Source organism: Variovorax sp. J2P1-31, from assembly GCF_030317215.1.
Taxonomy (GTDB): domain Bacteria; phylum Pseudomonadota; class Gammaproteobacteria; order Burkholderiales; family Burkholderiaceae_C; genus Variovorax.
Map to the genome: position 1 here is coordinate 1,074,204 of NZ_JASZYA010000003.1, position 20,981 is coordinate 1,095,184.

The window sequence follows — 20,981 nt, forward strand, 5'->3', positions numbered from 1 at the left end:
GTGCAGTGCCGCGGTCACGGACGGCGCGGCAGAATCACGCCATGCCCAAGACCCCACTCCGCGCCGCCGCGGCCATCGGCGGCACCGCCGACGACGTCGAAGCCGCCTTCTACGAAGCGCTGCAGCGCGGCGACATCGATGCGCTGATGGGCTGCTGGTCGGACGACGACGAGGTGTTCTGCGTGCACCCGGGTGGCCCCCGGCTGGTGGGCCCGGTCGCGATCCGCGCGGCCTTCGAGCAGATGTTCGGCCACGGCGCGATCCACGTGCGGCCGGCACGCGTGCGCAAGGTCGAATCGCTGGCCAGCGCGGTGCACAACGTGCTCGAACGCATCGAGGTGCTCACGGCCGAAGGGCCGCAGCATGCCTTCGTGCTGGCCACCAACGTCTATCACAAGACCGCCCAGGGCTGGCGCCTGGTGGCCCACCATGCCAGCCCGGGCAGCGCGCGCGAGCCCGACGAGGACGACACCGCGCGCCAGACCCTGCATTGAGGCCGGCCGTGCAAGCCATGTCCTCCTACCGCGCGCCGCACTGGTTGCCCGGTGGCAACCTGCAGACCATCTGGCCGGCGCTCTGGGCGCGCCGCGTGGACGGTGCGCCGCCGGTCTACCGGCGCGAGCGCTGGACCACGCCGGACGGCGACTTCGTCGACGTCGACCGCATCGACGCCGCCGACCCGGCCGCGCCGCTGCTGGTGCTGTTCCATGGCCTCGAGGGCTCCTCCCGCAGCCACTACGCCGAGGCTTTCGCGGATTTCGCCGCCACGCGCGGCTGGGCCTTCGCGGTCCCGCACTTCCGCGGCTGCAGCGGCGAGATCAACCTGGCGCCGCGCGCCTACCACTCGGGCGATTTCGAGGAGATCGGCTGGATGCTCGAGCGCTGCGCCGCGGGACGGCCCCCCGGCGCCCCGGTGCTGGCCGCCGGCGTCTCGCTGGGCGGCAACGCGCTGCTGCGCTGGGCCGAGGAAGCCGGCGCCACGGCCCGGCACACCGTGCGCGCCGTGGCCGCGGTCTCGGCACCGGTGGACCTGGCGGCCGGCGGCGCCGCGATCGGCCGCGGCTTCAACCGGCTGGTCTACACGCGCATGTTCCTGTCGACCATGAAGCCCAAGGCGCTGGCCAAGCTGGCCCAGCACCCGGGCCTGTTCGACCGCGACGCGCTGATGGCGGCCGGCGACCTGCACGCCTTCGACAACGTGTTCACCGCCCCGCTGCACGGCTTCAGGGACACCGACGACTACTGGGGCCGCGGATCGGCCAAGCCGCACCTGCAGGCGGTCCGGGTGCCGACCCTGGTGGTGAACGCCCTCAACGACCCCTTCGTGCCCGCCGACAGCCTGCCGCGCCCGTCCGAGGTCGGCCCCCACGTCACGCTGTGGCAACCCGCGCACGGCGGCCACGTCGGCTTCCCGCTGGGCCTGCCCCCCGGCCACGTGCGCGGCATGCCCGAACGCGTGGGCGGCTGGCTGGCGCAGCACCTGCCCCGCTGAATCCACGGGGTATTGCCAGGGCCATCGCGGAACCGGCTTCGCCGGGCCGCAGATGGCGCCCCCGGCAGGGGGAGGGAGAAGCGACACGAAGTGGCGCGGAGCCTGGGGGCGAGCAAAATACCTTTATGGATGAGATCGTCAAACAGGCCCTCGCGAAGTGGCCCAACGTCCCGCACTGCCACGGCTGGCTCGGCCTCGACGCGCGCGGCAACTGGTACATGCGGGACGACCGCACGCAGGCCGAAGGCCCCTTCCCCGTTGCCAAGGGCTCGCTGCTGCGGCACGACAAGCTGATCGACTTCATCCAGCGCAACTACGAGGCCGACGAGGCCGGCCAGTGGTTCTTCCAGAACGGCCCGCAGCGCGTCTACGTCGAGCTCGAGGCCGCGCCCTGGGTCTGGCGCATCGGCGACGACTTCTCGGTGCGCAGCCACGCCGGCACGCCCACCACGCACGGTCAGCCATTGCTCGACGAGCACGGCAAGCTCTACCTGGCGACGCCGCTGGGGCTGGGCCTGGTGCACACGCAGGACATGGGCCTGGCGGCCGACGCCCTCGAGCAGGGCCTGTGGCCGCAGCCCGAGCCGGTGCAGGCAGCCGCCCTGCCCGCGCGCTTCGGCCATGTGCTGAGCCCGGCGGCACGGCACGCCACGACCACCTGAACCGCGCCCCAAAGAAAAAGCCGGCACGGGGCCGGCTTGGTTCGGGACAGCGTCGACGACGCTGGGGTGTTTCTTACTTGCTCGCGGCGGCGACCGGCGCGGAGGCCGCGCCATCGGCGGCGGGTGCCGCACCGTCCGCGGGCGCAGCGCCGGCGGCCGGACGGTCTGGCACCGGGAATTTCCCGCCGCCTGCGTTGGCCATGTAGACCACGGCACGGCCGATTTCGAGGTCTTCGAAATCGCCGCCACCTTGCGGCGGCATCGCGCCCTTGCCCTTGAGCGCGTGCTCGAGCAGCGTGGCGTAGCCCTGGCCGATGCGCGGGCCCCAGGCCGCGGCGTCGTTCAGGTGCGGTGCGCCGGGGATGCCGGGCGCGCCGTGGCAGGCCACGCACTGCGCCTTGAACACCACTTCGCCGGCGGCGAGTGCACGGTTGGCATCGCGGATCTCGATCGAGCCCACCTTCTTCAGGCGGTCGGCCACCTCGCGGTCGCGCGTGTCCTGCGAGACGCCGTAGAGCGACATGCTGTCGCCCTGTGCCGCACCCGAGGGCCGGTCACCGGAGACCACGTAGGACACGAGGCCCACGATGATCGCGATGGGGGCGATGAACGAGAAAAAGACCGCCAGCAGCAGTTGCTTCGGGTTCTTGATGGGGCCGGTGTGGGCTTCTTCTGTGGCCTGGTATTGCGGGTCTGCGCTCATGGCGTCCTCAAAATCGGGGGCTTCTCGGGGGGTCGGGCGAAATCAACCCGCGATTATAGGGAAGGCCCCAGAGATCGACGGACTGTGTTGCCCATCGTGGTGCAGGCATGGCAAGGCGCGGCGCCGCTGAAGGCGCCGCGCCGGACCTCATTCCTTCCAGCCGCCGCCCAGCACCTTGTACAGCGTGACCTGGTTCTGCAGCTGCAGCATGCGGGTCTGCACCGCGGCCTGCTGGGCGCTGAACAGCGAGCGCTGCGCATCGAGCAGGTCGAGCGAACTCGCGATGCCGTTGCGGTAGCGCAGGTCCGACAGCTTGAAGCGCTGGTCCTCGGCCGCGGCCTGCGCGCGCAGGGCGCGCACCTGCTCGCCCAAGGTGGCACGGCCCGCGAGCGCATCGGCCACTTCGCGGAAGGCCGACTGGATCGACTTCTCGTACTGCGCCACCGCGATGTCGCGGCCGGCACGCGCCGAGTCGAGGCCGGCCTGGTTGCGGCCGGCATCGAAGATCGGCAGCACCAGCTGCGGCGCGATCGAGAAGGCGCTCGAGCCGCTCTTGAACAGCCCCGACAGCTCGTTGCTCGCGGTGCCGGCCGTGGCCGTCAGCGAGATGCGCGGGAAGAAGGCCGCGCGCGCCGCGCCGATGTTGGCGTTGGCCGAGCGCAGCAGCTGCTCGGCCTGGCGGATGTCCGGACGCTCGATCAGCAGATCGGAGGGCAGGCCCACCGGCAGTTCGGGCATGGCCTGGATGGCCTCGAGCCGGCCCAGCCCGTTGACCGTGGGAAGGGCCCCGGGCTGCACCGGCGCGCCGAGCAGCAGCGCGAGCGCGTTCTCGTCCTGCAGCCGCTGGCGCTGCTGCTGGGCGTAGGCCGCGCGGGCGGTCTCGGCGGCCGAATTGGCGGCCTGAAAATCGAGCTCCGAGGAGACGCCGTTGTCGAAGCGCAGCTTGGTGAGCCGCACCGACTCGTCGCGCGTGACCAGGGTCTGGCGCGTGAGCTCGAGCAGTTCGTCGTCGGCCAGCAGCGTGTACCAGCCGGTCGCCACGGCGCCGATCAGGCTGATCTGCGCGGCCTTGCGGGCTTCTTCCGTGGCCAGGTACTGCGCGAGCGCGGCTTCCTTCAGGCTGCCGAGGCGGTCGAAGAAGTCGATCTCCCACGAGGAGATGCCCAGGCCCACCTGGAAGCTGTTGCCCAGGCGACCGTCGATCACCGAGGGCTGCCGCGTGGCCGAGAAGATGCCGTTGAGCGCCGGGTACTGCGCGGCGCGGCTGATCTGGAACTGCGCGCGCGCCTGCTCGATGTTGAGCACCGACACCCGCAGGTCGCGGTTGTTGGCGAGCGCGGTGCGGATCAGCGCCTGCAGCCGCGGATCGGTGAAGTAGTCCTGCCACGCCACCGTCGCCGCGGCCGCGCCGGCGGGCTGCGCCGGGTCGCCGGGGAAGGTGGTGGGCACCGGCGCCGCGGGGCGCTCGTAGGTCGGGATCAGCGAGCAGCCGGCCAGGAAGGCGCTGGCCGCCAGCGCGCCGAGCGTGTGGCGTGAAATCATTCTTCGCTGCTTAGTCATGGCTTTGCTCGATCCCTGCCGCTTCGGCGTGGCGCCGATCGACTTCATGCTGGCGCGCGCTGCCCTTGAACAGGGTGCGCACGACCACGAAAAACACCGGCACGAAGAACACCGCGAGTGCGGTGCCCGTGACCATGCCGCCCAGCACGCCGGTGCCGATGGCGCGTTGGCTGGCCGAGCCGGCGCCGGAGGCCAGCACCAGCGGCAGCACGCCCAGGCCGAAGGCCAGCGAGGTCATCACGATCGGGCGGAAGCGCAGGTGGGCGGCTTCCAGCGCCGCTTGCACGACGCCCTTGCCCTGCGCCTGCAGGTCCTTCGCGAACTCGATGATCAGAATCGCGTTCTTCGCGGACAGGCCGATGATGGTGATCAGCCCGACCTGGAAGTACACGTCGTTGGAGTAGGAGCGCAGCATGGTCGCGGCCAGCACGCCCAGCACGCCCAGCGGCACCACCAGGATCACCGACAGCGGGATGGTCCAGCTCTCGTAGAGCGCGGCCAGGCACAGGAACACCGCCAGGATCGCGAAGCCGTAGAGGATCATGGCCTGCGAACCCGCGAGCTTTTCTTCACGCGACTGGCCGGTCCATTCGAAGCCGAAGCCCGGCGGCAGCTTGGCCGCCAGCGCTTCCATCTCGGCCATCGCCGCGCCCGAGCTCGAACCCGGCGCGGCCGAGCCCGAGATGCGCACGGCCGGGTAGCCGTTGTAGCGCACCGTCTGCTGCGCACCGTTGACCCAGCGCGTGCTCGCGAAGGTCGACAGCGGCACCGGGTTGCCCTGGGTGTTGCTGGCGTTGAGCTTGAGCAGGTCGTCGGGCTGCATCCGCGCCGGCGCGTCGGCCTGCACCACCACGCGCTGGAGGCGGCCCTGGTTCGGGAAGTCGTTGATGTAGCTCGAGCCCAGCGCCGTCGACAGCGTCGTGTTGATCGCGTCGAAGGTCACGCCCAGTGCGTTGGCCTTGTCGCGGTCGATGTCGATCTGCAGCTGCGGCGCGTCTTCCAGGCCGTCCGGCCGGACCTGCGTGAGCAGCTTGCTCTGCGAGGCCATGCCCAGCAGCTGGTTGCGCGCGTTGATCAGCGCCTTGTGGCCCGCGCCCGAGCGGTCCTGCAGCCGGAAGGTGAAGCCGCTGGCGTTGCCCAGTTCGGGAATCGGCGGCGGGTTCAGCGGGTAGATGAAGGCATCGCGCACACCCGAGAGCGCACCGAAGGCACGGCCCGCGAGCGCATCGGCCGAGTGCGCGGCGCCGCCGCGTTCTTCCCAGTCCTTGAGCGTCACGAAGGCGAGGCCGGCGTTCTGGCCCTGGCCCGAGAAGCTGAAGCCCAGCACGCTGACCATGCTCTGCACTTCAGGCTGCTTGAGGATGTAGCCCTCGACCTGCTCCATGACCGACAGCGTGCGCTCCTGCGTCGCACCCGGCGGCAGCTGCACGTTCACGATGATGTTGCCCTGGTCTTCCTGCGGCAGGAAGGAGGTCGGCAGGCCACGGAACAGCAGCACCACCGCGCCGACGATCGCCACATAGATGATCAGGTAGCGCGCGGCGCGCTTGAGCAGCCGCGACACCACGCTCTCGTAGCCCTTGGCGGTGCGCGAGAAGCCGCGGTTGAACCAGCCGAAGAAGCCCTTCTTCTCGTGATGGCTGCCTTGTTCCACGGGCTTGAGCAGCGTGGCGCACAGCGCCGGCGTGAGCGACAGCGCCATGAAGGCCGAGAAGCCGATCGAGGCCACCATCACCGCCGAGAACTGGCGGTAGATGTTGCCGGTCGAACCGGCGAAGAAGGCCAGCGGCACGAACACCGAGATCAGCACCACGGTCACGCCGATGATGGCGCCCGAGATCTGCCGCATCGCCTTGCGCGTGGCATCGAGCGGGCCCAGGCCCTCCTCGGTCATGATGCGCTCGACGTTCTCCACCACCACGATCGCATCGTCCACCACGATACCGATCACCAGCACCATGCCGAACATGGTCAGCACGTTGATCGAGAAGCCCAGCGCGGCCAGCACGGCGAAGGTGCCCAGCAGCGCGATCGGCACCACGATGGTCGGGATGATCGTGTAGCGCCAGTTCTGCAGGAACAGGAACATCACGATGAACACCAGCGCCACGGCCTCGAACAGCGTCTTCACCACCTCGGTGATGGAGATGCTCACGAAGCGCGAGCTGTCGTAGGGAATGCTCCACTTCACGCCTTCGGGGAAGAACTTGGCCAGCTCGGTCATGCGCGCGCGGATGGCCTTGGCCGACTGCAGCGCGTTGCCGCTGGGCGCCAGCTGGACGCCGATGCCCACGGCCGGCGAGCCGTTGAGGCGGGCCGAGGTCGAGTAGGCCTGGCCGCCGAGCTCGATGCGCGCGACGTCCTTGAGCCGCACCGACGAACCGTCGGTGTTGGCGCGCAGCACGATGTTGCCGAACTGCTCGATGGTGCTGAGCTGGCCGGTCACCACGACGGTGGCGGCGATGCTCTGGCCGGTGATGTTCGGCAGGTCGCCGATCGAGCCCGAGGAGACCTGCGCGTTCTGCGCGCGGATCGCCGCGTTGACGTCGGCCGACGACAGGTTGAAGCCCTGCAGCTTGGTCGGATCGATCCAGATGCGCATCGCGCGTTCGGTGCCGAACAGCTGCGCCTGGCCGATGCCGGCCACGCGCTGCAGTTCGGGCACGACGTTGCGCGAGGCGTAGTCGCCCAGCGCGATCGGGTCGATCGCCGGGTTGTCCGAGGACAGCATCGTGAACAGCAGGAAGTTGTTGCGCGACTTGTCCACGCGCACGCCCTGCTGCGTCACCGCGGCCGGCAGGCGCGGCGTCGCGCGCGACAGCCGGTTCTGCACGTCCACCTGGGCCAGGTCGGCATTGGTGCCGGTCTCGAAGGTGACCGTGATGGTGCCGGTGCCGTCGGCCTGGGCCACCGATTCCATGTAGATCAGGCCGGGCGAACCGTTCATCTCGCGCTCGATCACGGACAGCACGCTGTCCTCGAGCGTCTGGGCCGAAGCCCCCGGATAGGCGGTGCTGATGACGATGGCGGGCGGCGCCACCGGCGGGTACTGCGAGATCGGCAGCTGCGTGATCGCCACGCTGCCCATCACGATGATGAACAGCGCGATCACCCACGCGAAGATGGGCCGATCGATGAAGAATTTAGCCATGCGGGCGGGCTCCTTACTTGGCGGCCGAAGCCGCGGCGGCCGGGGCCGAGGCCGCCGGTGCGGCAGCAGGCGCTGCGCCCGCTGCGGGTGCCGTGCCAGGCTTGACCCACGGCACGGCCTTCACCGGCGTGCCGGGCGGCATCATCTGCAGCTTCTGGAAGCCGTCGACCATCACCTGCTCGCCGGCCTTGAGGCCGTCGAGCACCAGCCACTGGTTGTCCTGCGCGGCGCTGATCTTCACCGGACGCTTGCTGAGCTTGCCGTCGGCGGCCACCACGGTGACCGTGTCGCCCTGTTCGGTGCGGGTCACGGCCTGCTGCGGCAGCGCGATCGCGTTGCTGACCTGGGCCTGCTCGATCTTCACGCGCACGTACAGGCCGGGCAGCAGCTCGCCCTTGGGATTGGGCAGCTCGGCGCGCAGCGTGACCTGGCCGGTGGTCGGGTCGACCGTGAGGTCGGAGAACAGCAGCTTGCCCGCCAGCGGGTATTCGCCACCGCCCTCGAGCACCACGCGCACGCTGGCCGCATCGGCCCCGTCGGCGCGCTTGAACTTGCCGTCGGCCATGGCGCGGCGCAGCTTGAGCACGTCGTTGGCCGACTGCGTGAAGTTGACGTAGAGCGGGTTGATCTGCTGGATCACGGCCAGCTGCGTGGCATCGCCCTGGCCCACCAGCGCGCCTTCGGTCACCAGCGCGCGGCCGATGCGGCCCGAGATGGGCGCGGTCACGGCGGCGTAACCCAGGTTGATCTTGGCCGTGGCCACCGAGGCGCGGCCCACGGCCACGTCGGCCTCGGCGGTCTTCTGCGACGCCACCGCGCTCGCGTACTCCTGCTTGCTCACCGCATTGGCTTCCACCAGCGGCTTGTAGCGCTCGGCCAGCGCCTTGGCCTGCACCGCATTGGCCTCGGCACGCGCCAGGCTCGCCTGCGCGCTCTGCGCCGCGGCGGTGTAGGGGGCCGCATCGATGCGGAACAGCGGCTGGCCGGCCTTCACGTCGCTGCCTTCACGGAACAGCCGCTCCTGCAGGATGCCGGCGGCGCGCGCCCGCACCTGCGCCACGCGCGAGGCTTCCAGGCGGCCCGGCAGCTCGGTCACCAGACCGACGTCGGACGGCGTCGCGACCACCACGCCGACTTCGGGCGGCGGTGGCGCGGCACCGGCCGGCGCTGCCGCCGCGGCGGGATCCTTGCCCTTGCCGCATGCCGCAAGCAGGCCGAAGACCAGCACGGCGACGCCGGACAGGGCCATGCGCCGAGGGGAGAACGAACGACGCGAAGAGACATGCGATTGCGGCATGTGATTCCTTTGAAGCAAAGAGGAGACGACGCGAGGCGACCTTGATCGCCGTCAAGGCCTGGCGGCCTGGTGGGTCATCGGGAGGCGGCTAGTTTACATACATTCATGGATGTATAGTTCGGCGAGACATTCAAATCCTCATCAGGAGACAAATTGGCCCGCCACACGAAGGAAGAGGCCCTCGCCACACGCAACCGCCTGCTCGATGCAGCGGAGCTGCTGTTCCAGGCGCAGGGCGTATCGCAGACCTCGCTGCAGCAGATCGCGCAGCAAGCGGGGGCGACGCGTGGCGCGATCTACTGGCACTTCAAGGACAAGGCCGACCTCTTCAACGCGATGATGGAGCGCGTCACGCTGCCGCTGGAGGCCGCGGCGCGGAGCACCGGGCCGGTGCGCGACGATCCGCTGGAAGAGATCGAGCGCGGACTGCTGGTGGCGCTCAAGCTCATGACCACCGACCCGCAGGTGCGGCGCGTGTTCGAGGTGGCGACGCACAAGGTCGAGTACACCCACGACATGCAGTCGGTGCAGCAGCGCCACCTGAGCGCGCGCGACGCCTGCGTCACCGATTTCGAACAGGCCCTGCGCCACGCATCGCGGCGCCAGCACGTGCGCCTCGCCATCCCCGCGGCGGCCGCGGCGCAGGGACTGCATGCGCTGGTCAGCGGCCTGATCCAGAACTGGCTGCTCGACCCTTCGGCCTTCGACCTGGTCCAGGTCGGCAAACGCACTTTCGAGGTGTATGTGAACGGCCTGGGCTTCGGTCATCGGCCCGATGCGATCGAAATCCTGCCCGAGAAGCTTTCGATGGTCGCCTGATGGGCGATAATGGCGGGCTTGCGGTGCATCGCCGCAGGCTCTCTCGCTGTATTTCAACGGATAGAATTCGGCCCTCCGAAGGCTGAGATCCAGGTTCGATTCCTGGCGGCGGGACCATCTTTCAAGGCCGGACACTTTCCAAGGTGCCCGGCCTTTTTCGTGGCGCGCCGCCGAGCGCGGAACGCGAGGCATCCGCACAGCCCCTCAAGGCCTCAACCCGAAGTTGCAGCACTCCACCGCCATGTCGATGATGCCGTCCAGCGCCGCGCTGGCGTCGTCCTTGCGGTAGACGGCGCTGTACACCATCGGTGGCGGCATGGGGTCGCAGCGGACGATGCGCAGCCGCCCGGCCTCGATGTCGGGCCGCACATAGTCCAGCGCCATCTGCGCGATGCCGAAGCCGCCGATGGCCAACTGGCGCAGCACCGTGGTGCTGTTGGTCGCCAGCACCTTGTTGAACTTGAAGCCGTGTTCGGCCAGCCAGCCTTCGTAGTAGCGGTTCTTGGCGGCGCCCGTGGACTGCTCGAGGATCGGGTAGTTCGCGAATTCCGCCGGCTGCAAGGGCCGGTCGGGCAGCGGGATGGACGGGCTCGCCATCCAGTAGTCGTCGACCTGCCCCACCTTGACCGTCGCATAGTCCTGGCCCCAGTAGGTGCCCGGAATGACCACCAAGTCGATCCTGTTGGTCTCCAGCCCCTGGAACAGGCTGAGCCCCGCGTCGACCACCGGCTCGATCACCAGAGCCGGATGCTGGACCTGGATCTTGCGGACGAAGTCGGTGAGCCAGGTCATGGCGATCAGCTCGGTGGCGCCCAGGCGGAAATTGCCCTTGAGGGTGTGGTCCGCGCTCATTTCCGCCGCGATGCGCCCGGTGAGCCTTTGCGCCTCCTCGGCCAGCGGGAGCAGCCGTCGACCGCCCTGCGTCATCTCCAGGCCCTTCGCGGTCCGGTGCAACAGCGGCGTGCCCACCACGCTCTCGAGCTCGGCCACCCGTTTGGAGATCGCCGATTGCGTGGTGTGCAGCTTCTCCGCCGCGGCGCTGAAGCTGTGCAGCTTCACGCTCGACAGAAAGGCTTCCAGTTGCTTGAAGGTGAGGTTCATGGCGACAGGCTGCGCAGGAAAAAAAGGAATGAACAACCAATCCCATTATTCGTTTTGCGCTTGGGGAGGGCCTCCGGATACTACAGAAACCGTCATTGCAGCCCCTCCAAACCATGCTCCGAATCGCCACCCGACTCCACCGCATCCAGCCCTCCCCCAGCTCCATGGCCGGGCAACGCGCCCGCGAACTGCGCGCCCAGGGACGCGACATCGTGGGACTGACGGCCGGAGAGCCGGACTTCGACACCCCCGAACACATCAAGGAAGCGGCCCGGCGCGCGATGGCCGAAGGCCAGACCCGCTACACCGACGTGGGCGGCACGCCGGCCTTGAAGGAGGCGGTCGCGCACAAGTTCAAGACCGAGAACGGGCTGGCCTATGCGCCGAACGAGATCATCGTCGGCACCGGCGCCAAGCAGGTCATCTTCAACGCGGTGCTGTGCACGGTGGAAGCGGGCGACGAGGTCATCGTGCCCGCGCCCTACTGGGTCTCCTATCCCGACATCGTGCGGCTCGCCGGCGGCACGCCGGTGTTCGCCGAATGCGCGGCCGCCGAGGGCTTCAAGCTGACGCCCGGGAAGCTCGAGCAGGCGATCTCGCCGCGCACCCGCTGGCTGGTGCTGAACTCGCCCAACAACCCGAGCGGCGCGGCCTACACCCGCGAAGAACTGGCCGCGCTGGGCGAGGTGCTGGTGCGGCATCCGCACGTCTGGGTGCTCACCGACGACATCTACGAACACCTGCTCTACGACGGCAAGGCCTTTGCCACCCTGGCCCAGGTGGTGCCCGCACTCAAGGAGCGGACCCTCACCATCAACGGCGTCTCCAAGGCCTATGCGATGACCGGCTGGCGCGTGGGCTTCGGCGCGGGCCCCGCGGAACTGATCAAGGCCATGGTCAAGCTGCAGTCGCAGAGCACCTCCGGCACCTGCTCCATCAGCCAGGCGGCGGCGCTTGCGGCGCTGACCGGTCCGCAGGATTTCGTCACCACCAGCCGGCAGGTCTTCCAGCAGCGCCGCGACGTGGTGGTCGCCGCCCTGAACGACATCCCCGGCATCCGCTGCCACCGGCCCGATGGCGCGTTCTACGTCTTTGCGTCCTGCGAAGCCCTGTTCGGCGCCCGCACGCCGGCGGGCCAGACGATCCGCAACAGCAACGACTGGATCCTGCATCTGCTCGAGGCGCAGAACCTGGCGGCCCTGCAGGGCAGCGCCTATGGAATCGACACGCACTTCCGCATCTCGTTCGCGGCCGGCACCGACTACCTGGAAGAGGCCTGCCGCCGCATCGCCGCGGCGCGCGCCGAACTCAGCCACTGATCCGCCTCGTGTCCTGCACCTCCCACCCTCAGAGAACCACCATGCAAATTCGCACCCTGCTCCGCACGCTGATTCCCGTGGCCGCCACGCTCGCCGCCGCCTCCGCGGCGCTGGCCAACGACCCCTTCCCCTCCAAGCCGGTGCGCATCGTGGTCGGCTTCTCGCCCGGCGGCTCGAACGACATCGTGGCGCGCCTGCTGGCGCCGAAGCTGGCCGAAGGCCTGGGCCAGCAGGTGCTGGTGGAGAACAAGCCCGGCGCGGGCGGCAACATCGCCGCGCAGACGCTGCTCAGCGCCCCGCCCGACGGCCACACGCTGATGATGTGCACGACCGGCACGGTGTCGATCCAGCCGCACCTGACCAAGGCACCGTTCAACCCCGAGACCGACCTGCTGCCGGTGACGCTGATCGCCAATGCGCCCTACCTGCTGCTGGTGAACGCCTCGGTGCCCGCGACCAACGTCAAGGAACTGATCGCGTATGCGAAGGGACATCCGGGCCAGCTCAACTTCGCCTCCTCGGGCAATGCCACCGGCGGGCATCTGGCGGGCGAGATGTTCAAGTCCAAGGCCGGCGTGGACATCGTCCACGTGCCCTACAAGGGCACCGGGCAGGCGATGACCGACCTGCTCGCCGGCCAGGTCTCGATCATCTTCGACCAGGCCGTGAGCTCCATGCCGTATGCCAAGTCCGGCAAGCTGCGGATCCTGGGCGTGGCGAGCCTGCAGCGGCTCAAGGGTCTGCCGGATGTCCCGACGGTCTCGGAGTCGGGCGTGCCCCATTTCGATCCGGTCACCTGGACCGGGCTGTGCGCGTCCAAGGGCACGCCGGCGGCCGCCATCCAGCGCGTCCAGCAGGAAGTGGCCAAGGTGCTGGCCACGCCCGAGATCTCGCAGAAGTTCATCGCCGCGGGGCTGGAGCCGGTCGGCAGCACGCCCGAGCAGTTCCGCGCCTTCCTGGCGGCCGACAAGACCAAATGGGGCACGGTCATCAAGGATGCCGGCGTCAAGGCGGACTGAGTCGAGCGTCCCTTTCCCTTCTTCCAAGGCACACACCATGAACCCCCTTCCCGAAGTCATCCGCCAGATCGAGCGCGTCGGCGCCGATGTCGTGGCCCGGGCCGCCACCTTCCAGGCCGCCATCCTGGCCGACGTGGCGGGCCGCCGCGGCAGCATGCACAGCCGCGTCGCGCCGGTGCACGAACGCATGAAGCTCGCCGGCCCGGCCTTCACCGTCGAGGTGCGCCCCGGCGACAACCTGATGATCCACGCGGCCATTGCGCTCGCGCAGCCGGGCGACATTCTCGTGGTCGACGGCAAGGGCGACCAGACCGCGGCCTTGATGGGCACGCTGATGCTCAGCGCCTGCAAGCAGCGCCGGCTCGGCGGCGTGGTGGTCGACGGCGCGATCCGCGACCGGCTCGAGCTGCTGGAACTGGACTTCCCGGTGTTCAGCGCCGGCTTCAACCCGGCCGGCCCGACCAAGTACGTGCCCGGCCGCATCAACCACCCGATCTCGGCCGGCGGCGTCACGGTGAACCCGGGCGACCTGGTGGTGGCCGATGCCGACGGCGTGGTGGTGCTCGAGCGCGCCAAGGCCCCCGCGATGATGGAACTGGCGGTGCGCAAGGTGGCCGACGAAGCCGCGCGCATAGCGGCGATCCAGCGCGGCGACACCGCCGCCAAGTGGCTGCCGGCCGCGCTGCGCGCCGCGGGGGTGCTGGCGGCGGAGGAGAGCCTGGTCTGAGGGGAGGACAGGAGGTCCAGCCGAGATCGGAACATCCCGGCCCAGTTTCTTTCGCACGCACGACAAGTTCGAAGCCCGCACGCTGCAAGGCGTGGCGGGCTTCTCCGTCTGGCCGGCGCACGCCACGCCGACCGGCGTGAACGCGCGACCTGAAGCCGCGGGCCCGGACACGGCACGCAAGCAGCGAGCACAAACGAAAACGCCCGACTGAAATCAGTCGGGCGTTTGAATTTTGGTGGCCTGGGTCTGGATCGAAAAAACACCTGCAGCCCGCGCCAGCACTCACTTTCAGAACTACCTCGATTCTTGGGGCACCCCTTGGGGTACACCAGACCTCGAACCCCGATTCTATTCCCGCCATAGCCCGCTGCCGACCGACCAGGCACTAGAAGCGGAGTCGGCGATTCAATGGACTTCAAACGCGCGAATTTGCGCCAGCACCTGGGAGACAACCAGCGGAAGTCTCTCGCGGGAGCAAGCCGCATTCTTGATCGCCTCAGACGCGGCCGAGGACTGCAGCTGCCACCGGACAAACCTATCAGATGAGATTCCCGCATGTATTCGGAGGTACCGCTCGACGATGATGGCCGGAAGCTTCGCAAGCACGAAGTGACGGGCGTGAGGGGCACCCTCAAACCAATTGGAGAGCACCATCGCCACCTCATCAAACCTTCCGTCCACGGAAAGCTGTTGAACGATGTCGAAGACCGCCCCGCTTGGGCTGCCATATCGAGTGTTCAGAGCGTCTGCAACGATTTCAGTGACAACACGCATAGAACTTTCTCCGCAAATCTCATCGACCCTTTGGGATCTACTTTGGCGCGGCCTTTAGCTTCGCCTTCTTGGCCGCTACAGGCTTATGGCCGACAGCCGCACCTACTACTGAAGGTTTTTTTTGCTTGTTGGCAGCCATCCCCAGTTCGATGTACTTGCGGATCAGATCATTTTTACTAGTGTGCAGCTTGAATGCCTGATCGCGAAGCTCATCATCTATGGTGGGACTGATGTAAACGGTGCGCAGCACCATGTTAGAAATACCCATTTACAACCTCCAAGCGTACATATGTACATATGTACACGATAGGCACGAAAAAGTCAAGTCACAGGTACGATCTGAGAATAAGGTCGGACATCGCGCCAAGAGCCATCAGGTTCCCATAGCCTGGTCCCTGGGTGCTCGAGAGCATCGGGGCATGCAGCCGCGGAAATGTCCAAGGTGCTCCTTGGAACTCCAGCGACTCATTGAGTCCATCGCGCAGTGCATCCCTGTAGACGTCGGACCGCTTCATCGCAGGCGGGACGCCCGTGAGCAGGTTCAGGAACCACCAAGAATCGAAACCGGCCGCATCAATCAACAGTTCCGGTCTCAGAAGGACTGGAATCGTGTCCCCCCGACGTACGGCGACCTCAACGTGCGTAGATTGCGGCGTGACCCGGGTAGCACGCCCGTTTTGAAAGCGGACGCGCGAAGCAGTGGCAACCTCGTTCATCACTGTGCCCCAAACCACGCCCCGATTGAGTCGATCAAAGAATTCTCTCTTGCTTGACGGAGAAAGAGAATTCCAAGCTTCATCGTCGCTGAACAGCCTGTTTTCGAATACGCTGTCGCCCCGTGTGTACAACGCCCCTTGATCGGCGATGATGAAAATCTCCCGGTCTCGATGCCCGTTCTTGCAGAGCCACGCGAGGACTGCGGCCGCCGTGCCGCCAGCTCCGATGATTGCTATCTGGCCATCTTTGCGAGACGCGGGAAGAAGCTTTCGTATCTCGCCGGTCCGCTGCCAAAAGTCGATGCCGTTGAAGATTCGACCACTGGATCCGGATTTGCTGATCCCCCGCGCCGGACCTGGCCCCGTCACGACAACACCATCAAACAGGGTGTCTGAAGCAGCGGACCAACCGCCGCCTGGAGTTCTCGACAAGATCCTCCATTGTTCGCCCTTCTCCGAAAGCCGCCCAACACTCGCTTTTACGACGCTCGCGTCAGACTTCTTGACACTCCAGTCAAGATAGGCGGCAAAGTCCTCGTGCGTGGGCGGGCGTCTGCCCCCATCCACCCAGTCCCGATACGAAGGCCGCTTTGAGCCAAGAAAGGTAGCCCAGGAGAACTCCTTCAGCGTGAAGGAAGCAACCGGCTCACCGAGGATCGTTGTGTAGGGGAAGCCTAGGTCCCGCTCTGCCGGCGTACAAAGTCGCTGAGCACCATCTGTGTAGCCCGCGCGGCCATTCCAGTTGGCACCGATCACATCCTGCTCAAAGATCGTCACGCCGATATCGGCTACGCCCTGCTTTCGGAGTGCATATGCCTTTGCGGCCAAGGCGGCAGCCTTCGCACCTCCACCTATCACAGCAACATTCTTTTTTGTCATCGTCGACCCCATGCGGACGCCACGATGGCGTGTCATACCTTCAGTCAGCAATTTTCCCTGAAAAAGGAGGGCGAACCGGCGACGTGCCTATGCGGAGGTTCAATCCAACGCTACGAGCGGCTAGACGGCCGTGCCAACTGGACGCGGCCCTTGAAAGCGCGATCGCGAGCCATAAAGTGCATCAACATGTGCGGGATAAGTGAGACCGCATCTACCGACTCGCCATATGCCTGGGAATGTTGGGCGGCATACCGGTCCAACATGTCCTTCAAATCGGCAGGCAATGTCACCACGACCTTCACGGTCGTTGACTTTGGCAATGGGCCTAGACGGAGCTTTGCTCCGCTCATTGCGACGCTCCCCGCTGGAAGAACAGCGGCTGATACGGCCGCAGCACCAAGTCCTTGCTCACCATCACCCGCATCGGGAAGCCCGGCCGGATCGTCAGCGTCGGCTGGATGCTCATGTTGCGCTTCGTGATCTCCTGCCCGACTTGGTTCACCGTGTCCTGCGCGCTCTCACGTCCCGCAACGACGATTCGGTTGCCATCGGTGCGGTTCTCCGGCGCCGCCAGCTCCGCGCCGATCCCTAGCAGGGTGGACAACGCAGCGCCGGCCAGGATGCGGTCCCAATGCCAATCGACGCCATCCTCGAGCCCAGAGTAGCCGGCAGGGTCGATGCCAGGCAGACGGTCGAGCGCAACCGACGATGTATCCGGCAGGATCAGCCGCGTCCATACCAGCAGCACGCGCCGCTGGCCGAAGGCTACCTGGCTGTCGTAGCGGCCGATCAGGCGTGAGCCCTGCGGAATCAGTAGATGGCGACCCGTGGCGGTGTCGTAGACCGCCTCGGACACGTTGGCGATGACCTGGCCCGGCAGGTCGGAGTTGATCCCGGTCACCAGCGCCGCCGGGATGATCGTGCCTGCCATCACCTGGTAGGGCGACGCCGGCAACTGCAAGCTTCCGGGATTGCGCGTGGATGTGTCGCCCGCCTTCGCGACGAACGCCTCCTTCTGATCCTGCCGGTTCTGCGCAGTCGTCGGATCCGAGGGCTGCGCTGCGGTGGCGGTGGCCCCCATTGGGTTGAACGGCTGATTGCCTGAAGCGAGCGCCGAAGGGTCAGCGACGGCCTGTAGGGCACCCGGCCTCGGCCCAGTGTTGCTGCCACCGCTACGGAAAAAAACCGAGGACCGCGCCGCCTCTTCGGCCGCCAGACGCTCGGCCTGCGCCGGATCCACGCCACCACCCGGCGGTCGAGTTGCCATCGGCTGCTGCGCCTTGACGATGGCAGGCCCTAGATCCCCCGGCAGCGGCTCGCCCAACACGGGGGGGGCCGGCTTCAATGCCGGCGGTATTCCCGCATAGTCCCTGGGCAGCCGGTCCAGGTTCTCGGCGCGAGAGACGCGATCGACGTTGAACAGCTCGGTGGCCAGATTGCGCTCGCGCTTGTTCGACTGCAGCGACCACAGGGTGCCGCCGAGCACGGCAGCGGCCAGGACGCCGGCACCGACGGCCAGCATGCGGCGGTTCAGGCGCGTGACGGGGCGCGGCGAAGCGCGCAAGGCCACGGATTCGGGTTCGACCTTCGGGGCTGCGGCCGGCGCCGTATCGGGCATGTCGGACGTCGCCATGCTCAGTTCCTCCGGTTTGCGCCTGTTCCAGCGTCCGCACTGACACCATCGGTGCGCTGGATGCGCACCACCTGCGCCTTGTCGCCGCCCAGCCGCAGTTCGGCCGCGCCGAACAGGCGGTCCACCACGTAGTACGGCGAACGGAAGCGGTAGTTCACCAGTTGCCCATCGCCTTGCGGCCCGATCACGAATAGCGGCGGCAACTCACCTTGGGTGATGCCGCCTGGGAACTGGATGTAGACGCGCTCGCCATCGTCGAAGGCGCGCAGCGGCTTCCACGGCGGACTGTCGCCACTGACGGCGTAGCGAAATCTGATCTGCTCGAGCGTCATGCCGGTTTCCACCGGCGCGCTGGCCTGGGCTTGCTGCGCCTGCTTCTGCAGGGCCTGCATCCGGTCCTTCGGGTAGTCCCAGGACACAGAGGCCATCCAGGCCTGCGGCGTCGAGGAGAGTTCGAGCAGGTAGGTGCGACGGTTCGTCGTCACCACCAGGTTGGTCTTCAAGCCAATGCGCGTGGGCTTGACCAGGATGTTCACGCGCAGCGTCACACCTGACCCGCTGGCTGTATCCCCCACGATCCAGCGCACCGTGTCGCCGGCCGAAACCGTCACCAGCTCCTCGCCCTGCTGCAGGGCAATGACGGTGACGCGTCCCGGACTGGTGTAGACCTGATACAGCGCGCCATCAGCGTAGGGCCAGACCTGGATCGCATTGACGTAGCCCTCGCGCGTCGGTGCGATGCGGGCCTCCAGGTTGGCACGGGAAACGCGGAGCTTTTCGTCCGCGGGTTCCGGTGTCAGCTTCGCGTCGAACTCGCTTGGCAGCGCTTTCATCTGCTCGGGCAGCGGCAAGGGCTTCGGTATCTCAACCACATCGATGGGCTTCGGTGGATCCGGTAGCGGCTGCGCGGCAACGGCAACGGGCTCGTCCAGCGAGATCGTGGGCGGGGCCTTGCCCTGCGTGGCGCAGCCAGCGAGGACCAGCAAGATCAATGGCAGTACGGATTTACGGAGATGCGTGTTCACGGCTTTGTTCCTTTCATTGCATCGGTGGATTCGAGTTCACGGCTCCAGGACAGCCCGTTGACATAGATGCCCAGTGGGTTCTTGCGCAGCCGCTGCTCGGTGCGCGGCGGCTGCAGCACGACGGCCAGCACGGCCGTCCAGCGCTCCATGCCAGAGGGTGAGCCGTTCGCGAAGCTGCGCTCGATCCAGCGCACCTGGAAAGACGTGTCGCTGGCCCGCACAACGCTCGTCACCTCCACGGCCACCGAGCTTTGCCCAATGCGCGAGAACGGATCGTTCGCTCGCGCGTAGTCGTTCAAGGTGGCCGCTCCACGGTCCGTCGTGTACTCGTAGGCCTCGAGCCAGTTCTGCCGCACCACGATCGGGTCGATAGACAGCGAACGCACGTCGGTGACGAAGCGCGCCAAGTGGTGCGCGATCTGCGCGTCGTTGGGCTTGTAGGGCGTGGCCGCCTCGCCCACAGCACGCACCTGACCGGCGTTGTCCACCTCGACGACGAATGGCGTCACGATGGACTGGGCCGAACGCCACACGAGGCCGCCGGCCATCAGCAGCGCGAGGGACAGGCAACCGAAAGCCATCAGCCTCCAGTTCTTCGCCTGAACGCGCGCGCTGCCGATGCGCTGGTCCCAGACCTGCGCGGCGGCCTGGTAGGGGGTGACGGGTTCGGGCGTCGCCGAGTACCGCACCTGGGGTCGTTTGAACCGCATCTGGATCTCCTATGAATTTGAGTCAGGTATTCGAGCTGTCATGCAGGCTCGGGCTGGCGCCACTTCCTCCGGCATCGCCCGAACGCAACGTGTGCGCAGCCGTCGTCGCCGCATGCGTCATCTGCTGTTTGCGGCGCATCTGCTTGGCCCACGCGGGCTCAGCAGTTGGCGCATGGGCTTCGGACCCATCGGCCGCGGGCTTGGCAGCGGCAGGCGCAGCCGCATCGGCAACGAAGCTCGCCACCCCGTCTTTGACGGCTCTGGCGCCGGACGCGACGCGCTGGCCCACGGCGCTGGTACCACTGCGCGCGACGTTGGCAAGGCCTGCACCGGCCGCGCGTATGCCGCTGGCGCCCGATGCTGCAGCGCCGGCTTGGTAGGCGGATTTCGCCCCGCTGGCCACGGCCGTTGCAGAGCGCGCGGCGCTTGCGCCGCCGCCGATGGCTGATCGCGCGGCACCCGGCGCCATGCGAGCGCCAGCGGCCACCGCAGAACCCGCACCTGCCACAGCAGCACCGCCGGCCACGGCCAAGCCGGCGACACCCAGCGCCGTCCCCGCCGCCGCACCCGCTCCGAGCTGGGGTGCGCCAGACACCAGACCCGTCGCAATGCCCGGCCCGAAGATCCCCAGACCCAGCATCGCCAGCGCGGCCAGCATGATGACCAGCGCATGGTCGATGGAGGGCTCGGCGCTCGGCGGCACTGTGAACTCGGCGAACAGGCCTGTGCCGATGCCCACGACCACGGCCAGCACCAGCACCTTGATGCCCGAAGACACCACGTTGCCCAGCACCCGTTCGGCCAGGAACGCCGTCTTGTTCCAGAGCGCGAACGGCACGAGCACGAAGCCTGCGAGCGTGGTCAGCTTGAACTCGATCAGCGTCACGAACAGCTGCACCGCGAGCACGAAGAAGCTCACGATCAGCACCAGCCAGGCCAGGAACAGCACGGTGATGACATCGAGGTTCGCGAACACCTCCGGAAAGCCCGTCAGGTCGCTGATCTGCTTCATGATCGGCGCGCCGGCCTCCACGCCCACGCGCGCCAGCCGGCCTGGCTGCAGCAACTGGCCCTGGGTCATCGACGAGCCCGACGCCACCAGCCCCAGTCCGGCGAACGACCGGAACACGATCCCCGACAAGCTGTTGAAGTTATTCAGGATGAAGGCGAAGGCGCCGACGTACAGCACCTTCTTGATCAGCTTGCCGATCACGTCGTCGCCACTGCCGCCGCTGGCGTTGCTCATCGCCCAGAAGAGGCCCGCCAGCGTCATGTCTATCGCGACCAGCGTGGCTGTCAGGAACCCCACCTCGCCGCCCAGCAGGCCGAAGCCCGAGTCGATGTAGCGCGAGAAGACGTCCAGGAAGCGGTCGATGACCGACAGGTCATTCATC

At 67.5% G+C, this 20,981-nt stretch carries 20 protein-coding genes and 1 tRNA gene; 8 read left to right on the forward strand and 13 right to left on the reverse strand.

Going from position 1 to position 20,981, the window contains the following annotated elements; genetic code table 11:
* The first annotated feature begins 41 nt into the window (after positions 1 to 41).
* The 3 genes from QTI20_RS24915 to QTI20_RS24925 all read left to right on the forward strand — a co-directional run bounded on the left by QTI20_RS24915 (position 42) and on the right by QTI20_RS24925 (position 2,154).
* Entirely contained in the window at positions 42 to 494 is a 453-nt protein-coding gene (locus QTI20_RS24915) for a YybH family protein (RefSeq protein WP_286553520.1), read from the forward strand.
* Between the two features lie 17 nt (positions 495 to 511).
* The gene (locus tag QTI20_RS24920) at positions 512 to 1,492 is read left to right on the forward strand and encodes a YheT family hydrolase (RefSeq protein ID WP_286553519.1); all 981 of its coding nucleotides are present in this window, start codon (positions 512 to 514) and stop codon (positions 1,490 to 1,492) included.
* Positions 1,493 to 1,617: 125 nt separating this feature from the next.
* Positions 1,618 to 2,154 (forward strand): DUF2946 family protein, encoded by a 537-nt coding sequence (locus QTI20_RS24925; RefSeq protein WP_286553517.1) that lies wholly within the window; start codon positions 1,618 to 1,620, stop codon positions 2,152 to 2,154.
* A gap of 73 nt (positions 2,155 to 2,227) precedes the next feature.
* Here QTI20_RS24925 and QTI20_RS24930 read toward each other — a convergent pair whose 3' ends face one another.
* The 4 genes from QTI20_RS24930 to QTI20_RS24945 all read right to left on the reverse strand — a co-directional run bounded on the left by QTI20_RS24930 (position 2,228) and on the right by QTI20_RS24945 (position 8,865).
* The gene (locus QTI20_RS24930) at positions 2,228 to 2,857 is read right to left on the reverse strand and encodes a c-type cytochrome (protein WP_286553516.1); all 630 of its coding nucleotides are present in this window, start codon (positions 2,855 to 2,857) and stop codon (positions 2,228 to 2,230) included.
* A 147-nt stretch (positions 2,858 to 3,004) separates the two neighbouring features.
* Complete coding sequence (locus tag QTI20_RS24935; protein WP_286553514.1) at positions 3,005 to 4,399, reverse strand: efflux transporter outer membrane subunit; 1,395 nt, start codon at positions 4,397 to 4,399, stop codon at positions 3,005 to 3,007.
* A 10-nt stretch (positions 4,400 to 4,409) separates the two neighbouring features.
* Positions 4,410 to 7,568: an efflux RND transporter permease subunit gene (locus QTI20_RS24940; protein ID WP_286553513.1), complete on the reverse strand. Its 3,159-nt coding sequence runs from the start codon at positions 7,566 to 7,568 to the stop codon at positions 4,410 to 4,412.
* A 13-nt stretch (positions 7,569 to 7,581) separates the two neighbouring features.
* Entirely contained in the window at positions 7,582 to 8,865 is a 1,284-nt protein-coding gene (locus QTI20_RS24945) for an efflux RND transporter periplasmic adaptor subunit (protein ID WP_286553511.1), read from the reverse strand.
* A 153-nt stretch (positions 8,866 to 9,018) separates the two neighbouring features.
* Between QTI20_RS24945 and QTI20_RS24950 the strand changes: the two genes are divergently transcribed.
* Positions 9,019 to 9,684 (forward strand): TetR family transcriptional regulator, encoded by a 666-nt coding sequence (locus tag QTI20_RS24950; protein ID WP_286553510.1) that lies wholly within the window; start codon positions 9,019 to 9,021, stop codon positions 9,682 to 9,684.
* A gap of 42 nt (positions 9,685 to 9,726) precedes the next feature.
* Positions 9,727 to 9,801: transfer RNA gene (locus tag QTI20_RS24955), tRNA-Arg, on the forward strand.
* An 87-nt stretch (positions 9,802 to 9,888) separates the two neighbouring features.
* Here QTI20_RS24955 and QTI20_RS24960 read toward each other — a convergent pair.
* Positions 9,889 to 10,785, reverse strand: a complete 897-nt coding sequence (locus QTI20_RS24960) for a LysR family transcriptional regulator (RefSeq protein ID WP_183024407.1) — start codon at positions 10,783 to 10,785, stop codon at positions 9,889 to 9,891.
* 113 nt (positions 10,786 to 10,898) lie between these two features.
* On the opposite strand from QTI20_RS24960, the gene QTI20_RS24965 reads away from it, so the two are divergent.
* From QTI20_RS24965 to QTI20_RS24975, 3 genes are read left to right on the forward strand one after another with little or no spacing between them, the layout of a single operon-like run.
* Positions 10,899 to 12,104 carry a pyridoxal phosphate-dependent aminotransferase gene (locus QTI20_RS24965; RefSeq protein WP_286553508.1) on the forward strand — a complete coding sequence of 402 codons (1,206 nt, stop codon included), beginning with the start codon at positions 10,899 to 10,901 and terminating at the stop codon, positions 12,102 to 12,104.
* A 41-nt stretch (positions 12,105 to 12,145) separates the two neighbouring features.
* The gene (locus QTI20_RS24970) at positions 12,146 to 13,123 is read left to right on the forward strand and encodes a Bug family tripartite tricarboxylate transporter substrate binding protein (RefSeq protein WP_286553507.1); all 978 of its coding nucleotides are present in this window, start codon (positions 12,146 to 12,148) and stop codon (positions 13,121 to 13,123) included.
* A 37-nt stretch (positions 13,124 to 13,160) separates the two neighbouring features.
* A complete protein-coding gene (locus tag QTI20_RS24975; protein ID WP_286553505.1) occupies positions 13,161 to 13,850 on the forward strand; it encodes an RraA family protein in 690 nt (229 codons plus the stop codon).
* Positions 13,851 to 14,255: 405 nt separating this feature from the next.
* Here QTI20_RS24975 and QTI20_RS24980 read toward each other — a convergent pair whose 3' ends face one another.
* The 8 genes from QTI20_RS24980 to trbL form a co-directional block, all read right to left on the reverse strand.
* Positions 14,256 to 14,624 carry a hypothetical protein gene (locus tag QTI20_RS24980; protein ID WP_076196615.1) on the reverse strand — a complete coding sequence of 123 codons (369 nt, stop codon included), beginning with the start codon at positions 14,622 to 14,624 and terminating at the stop codon, positions 14,256 to 14,258.
* A 37-nt stretch (positions 14,625 to 14,661) separates the two neighbouring features.
* Positions 14,662 to 14,892, reverse strand: coding sequence for a hypothetical protein (locus tag QTI20_RS24985; RefSeq protein WP_157900045.1), 231 nt, complete (start codon positions 14,890 to 14,892; stop codon positions 14,662 to 14,664).
* A 58-nt stretch (positions 14,893 to 14,950) separates the two neighbouring features.
* The gene (locus QTI20_RS24990; RefSeq protein ID WP_286553503.1) at positions 14,951 to 16,219 is read right to left on the reverse strand and encodes a SidA/IucD/PvdA family monooxygenase; all 1,269 of its coding nucleotides are present in this window, start codon (positions 16,217 to 16,219) and stop codon (positions 14,951 to 14,953) included.
* A 110-nt stretch (positions 16,220 to 16,329) separates the two neighbouring features.
* The gene (locus tag QTI20_RS24995) at positions 16,330 to 16,569 is read right to left on the reverse strand and encodes a DUF2274 domain-containing protein (protein ID WP_286539695.1); all 240 of its coding nucleotides are present in this window, start codon (positions 16,567 to 16,569) and stop codon (positions 16,330 to 16,332) included.
* Positions 16,566 to 17,852, reverse strand: a complete 1,287-nt coding sequence (locus tag QTI20_RS25000; RefSeq protein ID WP_286553501.1) for a TraB/TrbI/VirB10 family type IV secretion system protein — start codon at positions 17,850 to 17,852, stop codon at positions 16,566 to 16,568. The genes QTI20_RS24995 and QTI20_RS25000 overlap by 4 nt, the downstream gene beginning before the upstream one ends.
* Positions 17,853 to 17,854: 2 nt before the next feature.
* Complete coding sequence (gene trbG / locus QTI20_RS25005; protein ID WP_286553500.1) at positions 17,855 to 18,877, reverse strand: P-type conjugative transfer protein TrbG; 1,023 nt, start codon at positions 18,875 to 18,877, stop codon at positions 17,855 to 17,857.
* Positions 18,874 to 19,587 (reverse strand): conjugal transfer protein TrbF, encoded by a 714-nt coding sequence (gene trbF / locus QTI20_RS25010; RefSeq protein ID WP_076196625.1) that lies wholly within the window; start codon positions 19,585 to 19,587, stop codon positions 18,874 to 18,876. Before trbF ends, trbG begins: the two co-directional genes overlap by 4 nt.
* 22 nt (positions 19,588 to 19,609) lie before the next feature.
* Positions 19,610 to 20,980 carry a P-type conjugative transfer protein TrbL gene (gene trbL, locus QTI20_RS25015; protein ID WP_286553497.1) on the reverse strand — a complete coding sequence of 457 codons (1,371 nt, stop codon included), beginning with the start codon at positions 20,978 to 20,980 and terminating at the stop codon, positions 19,610 to 19,612.
* Position 20,981 lies beyond the last annotated feature (1 nt).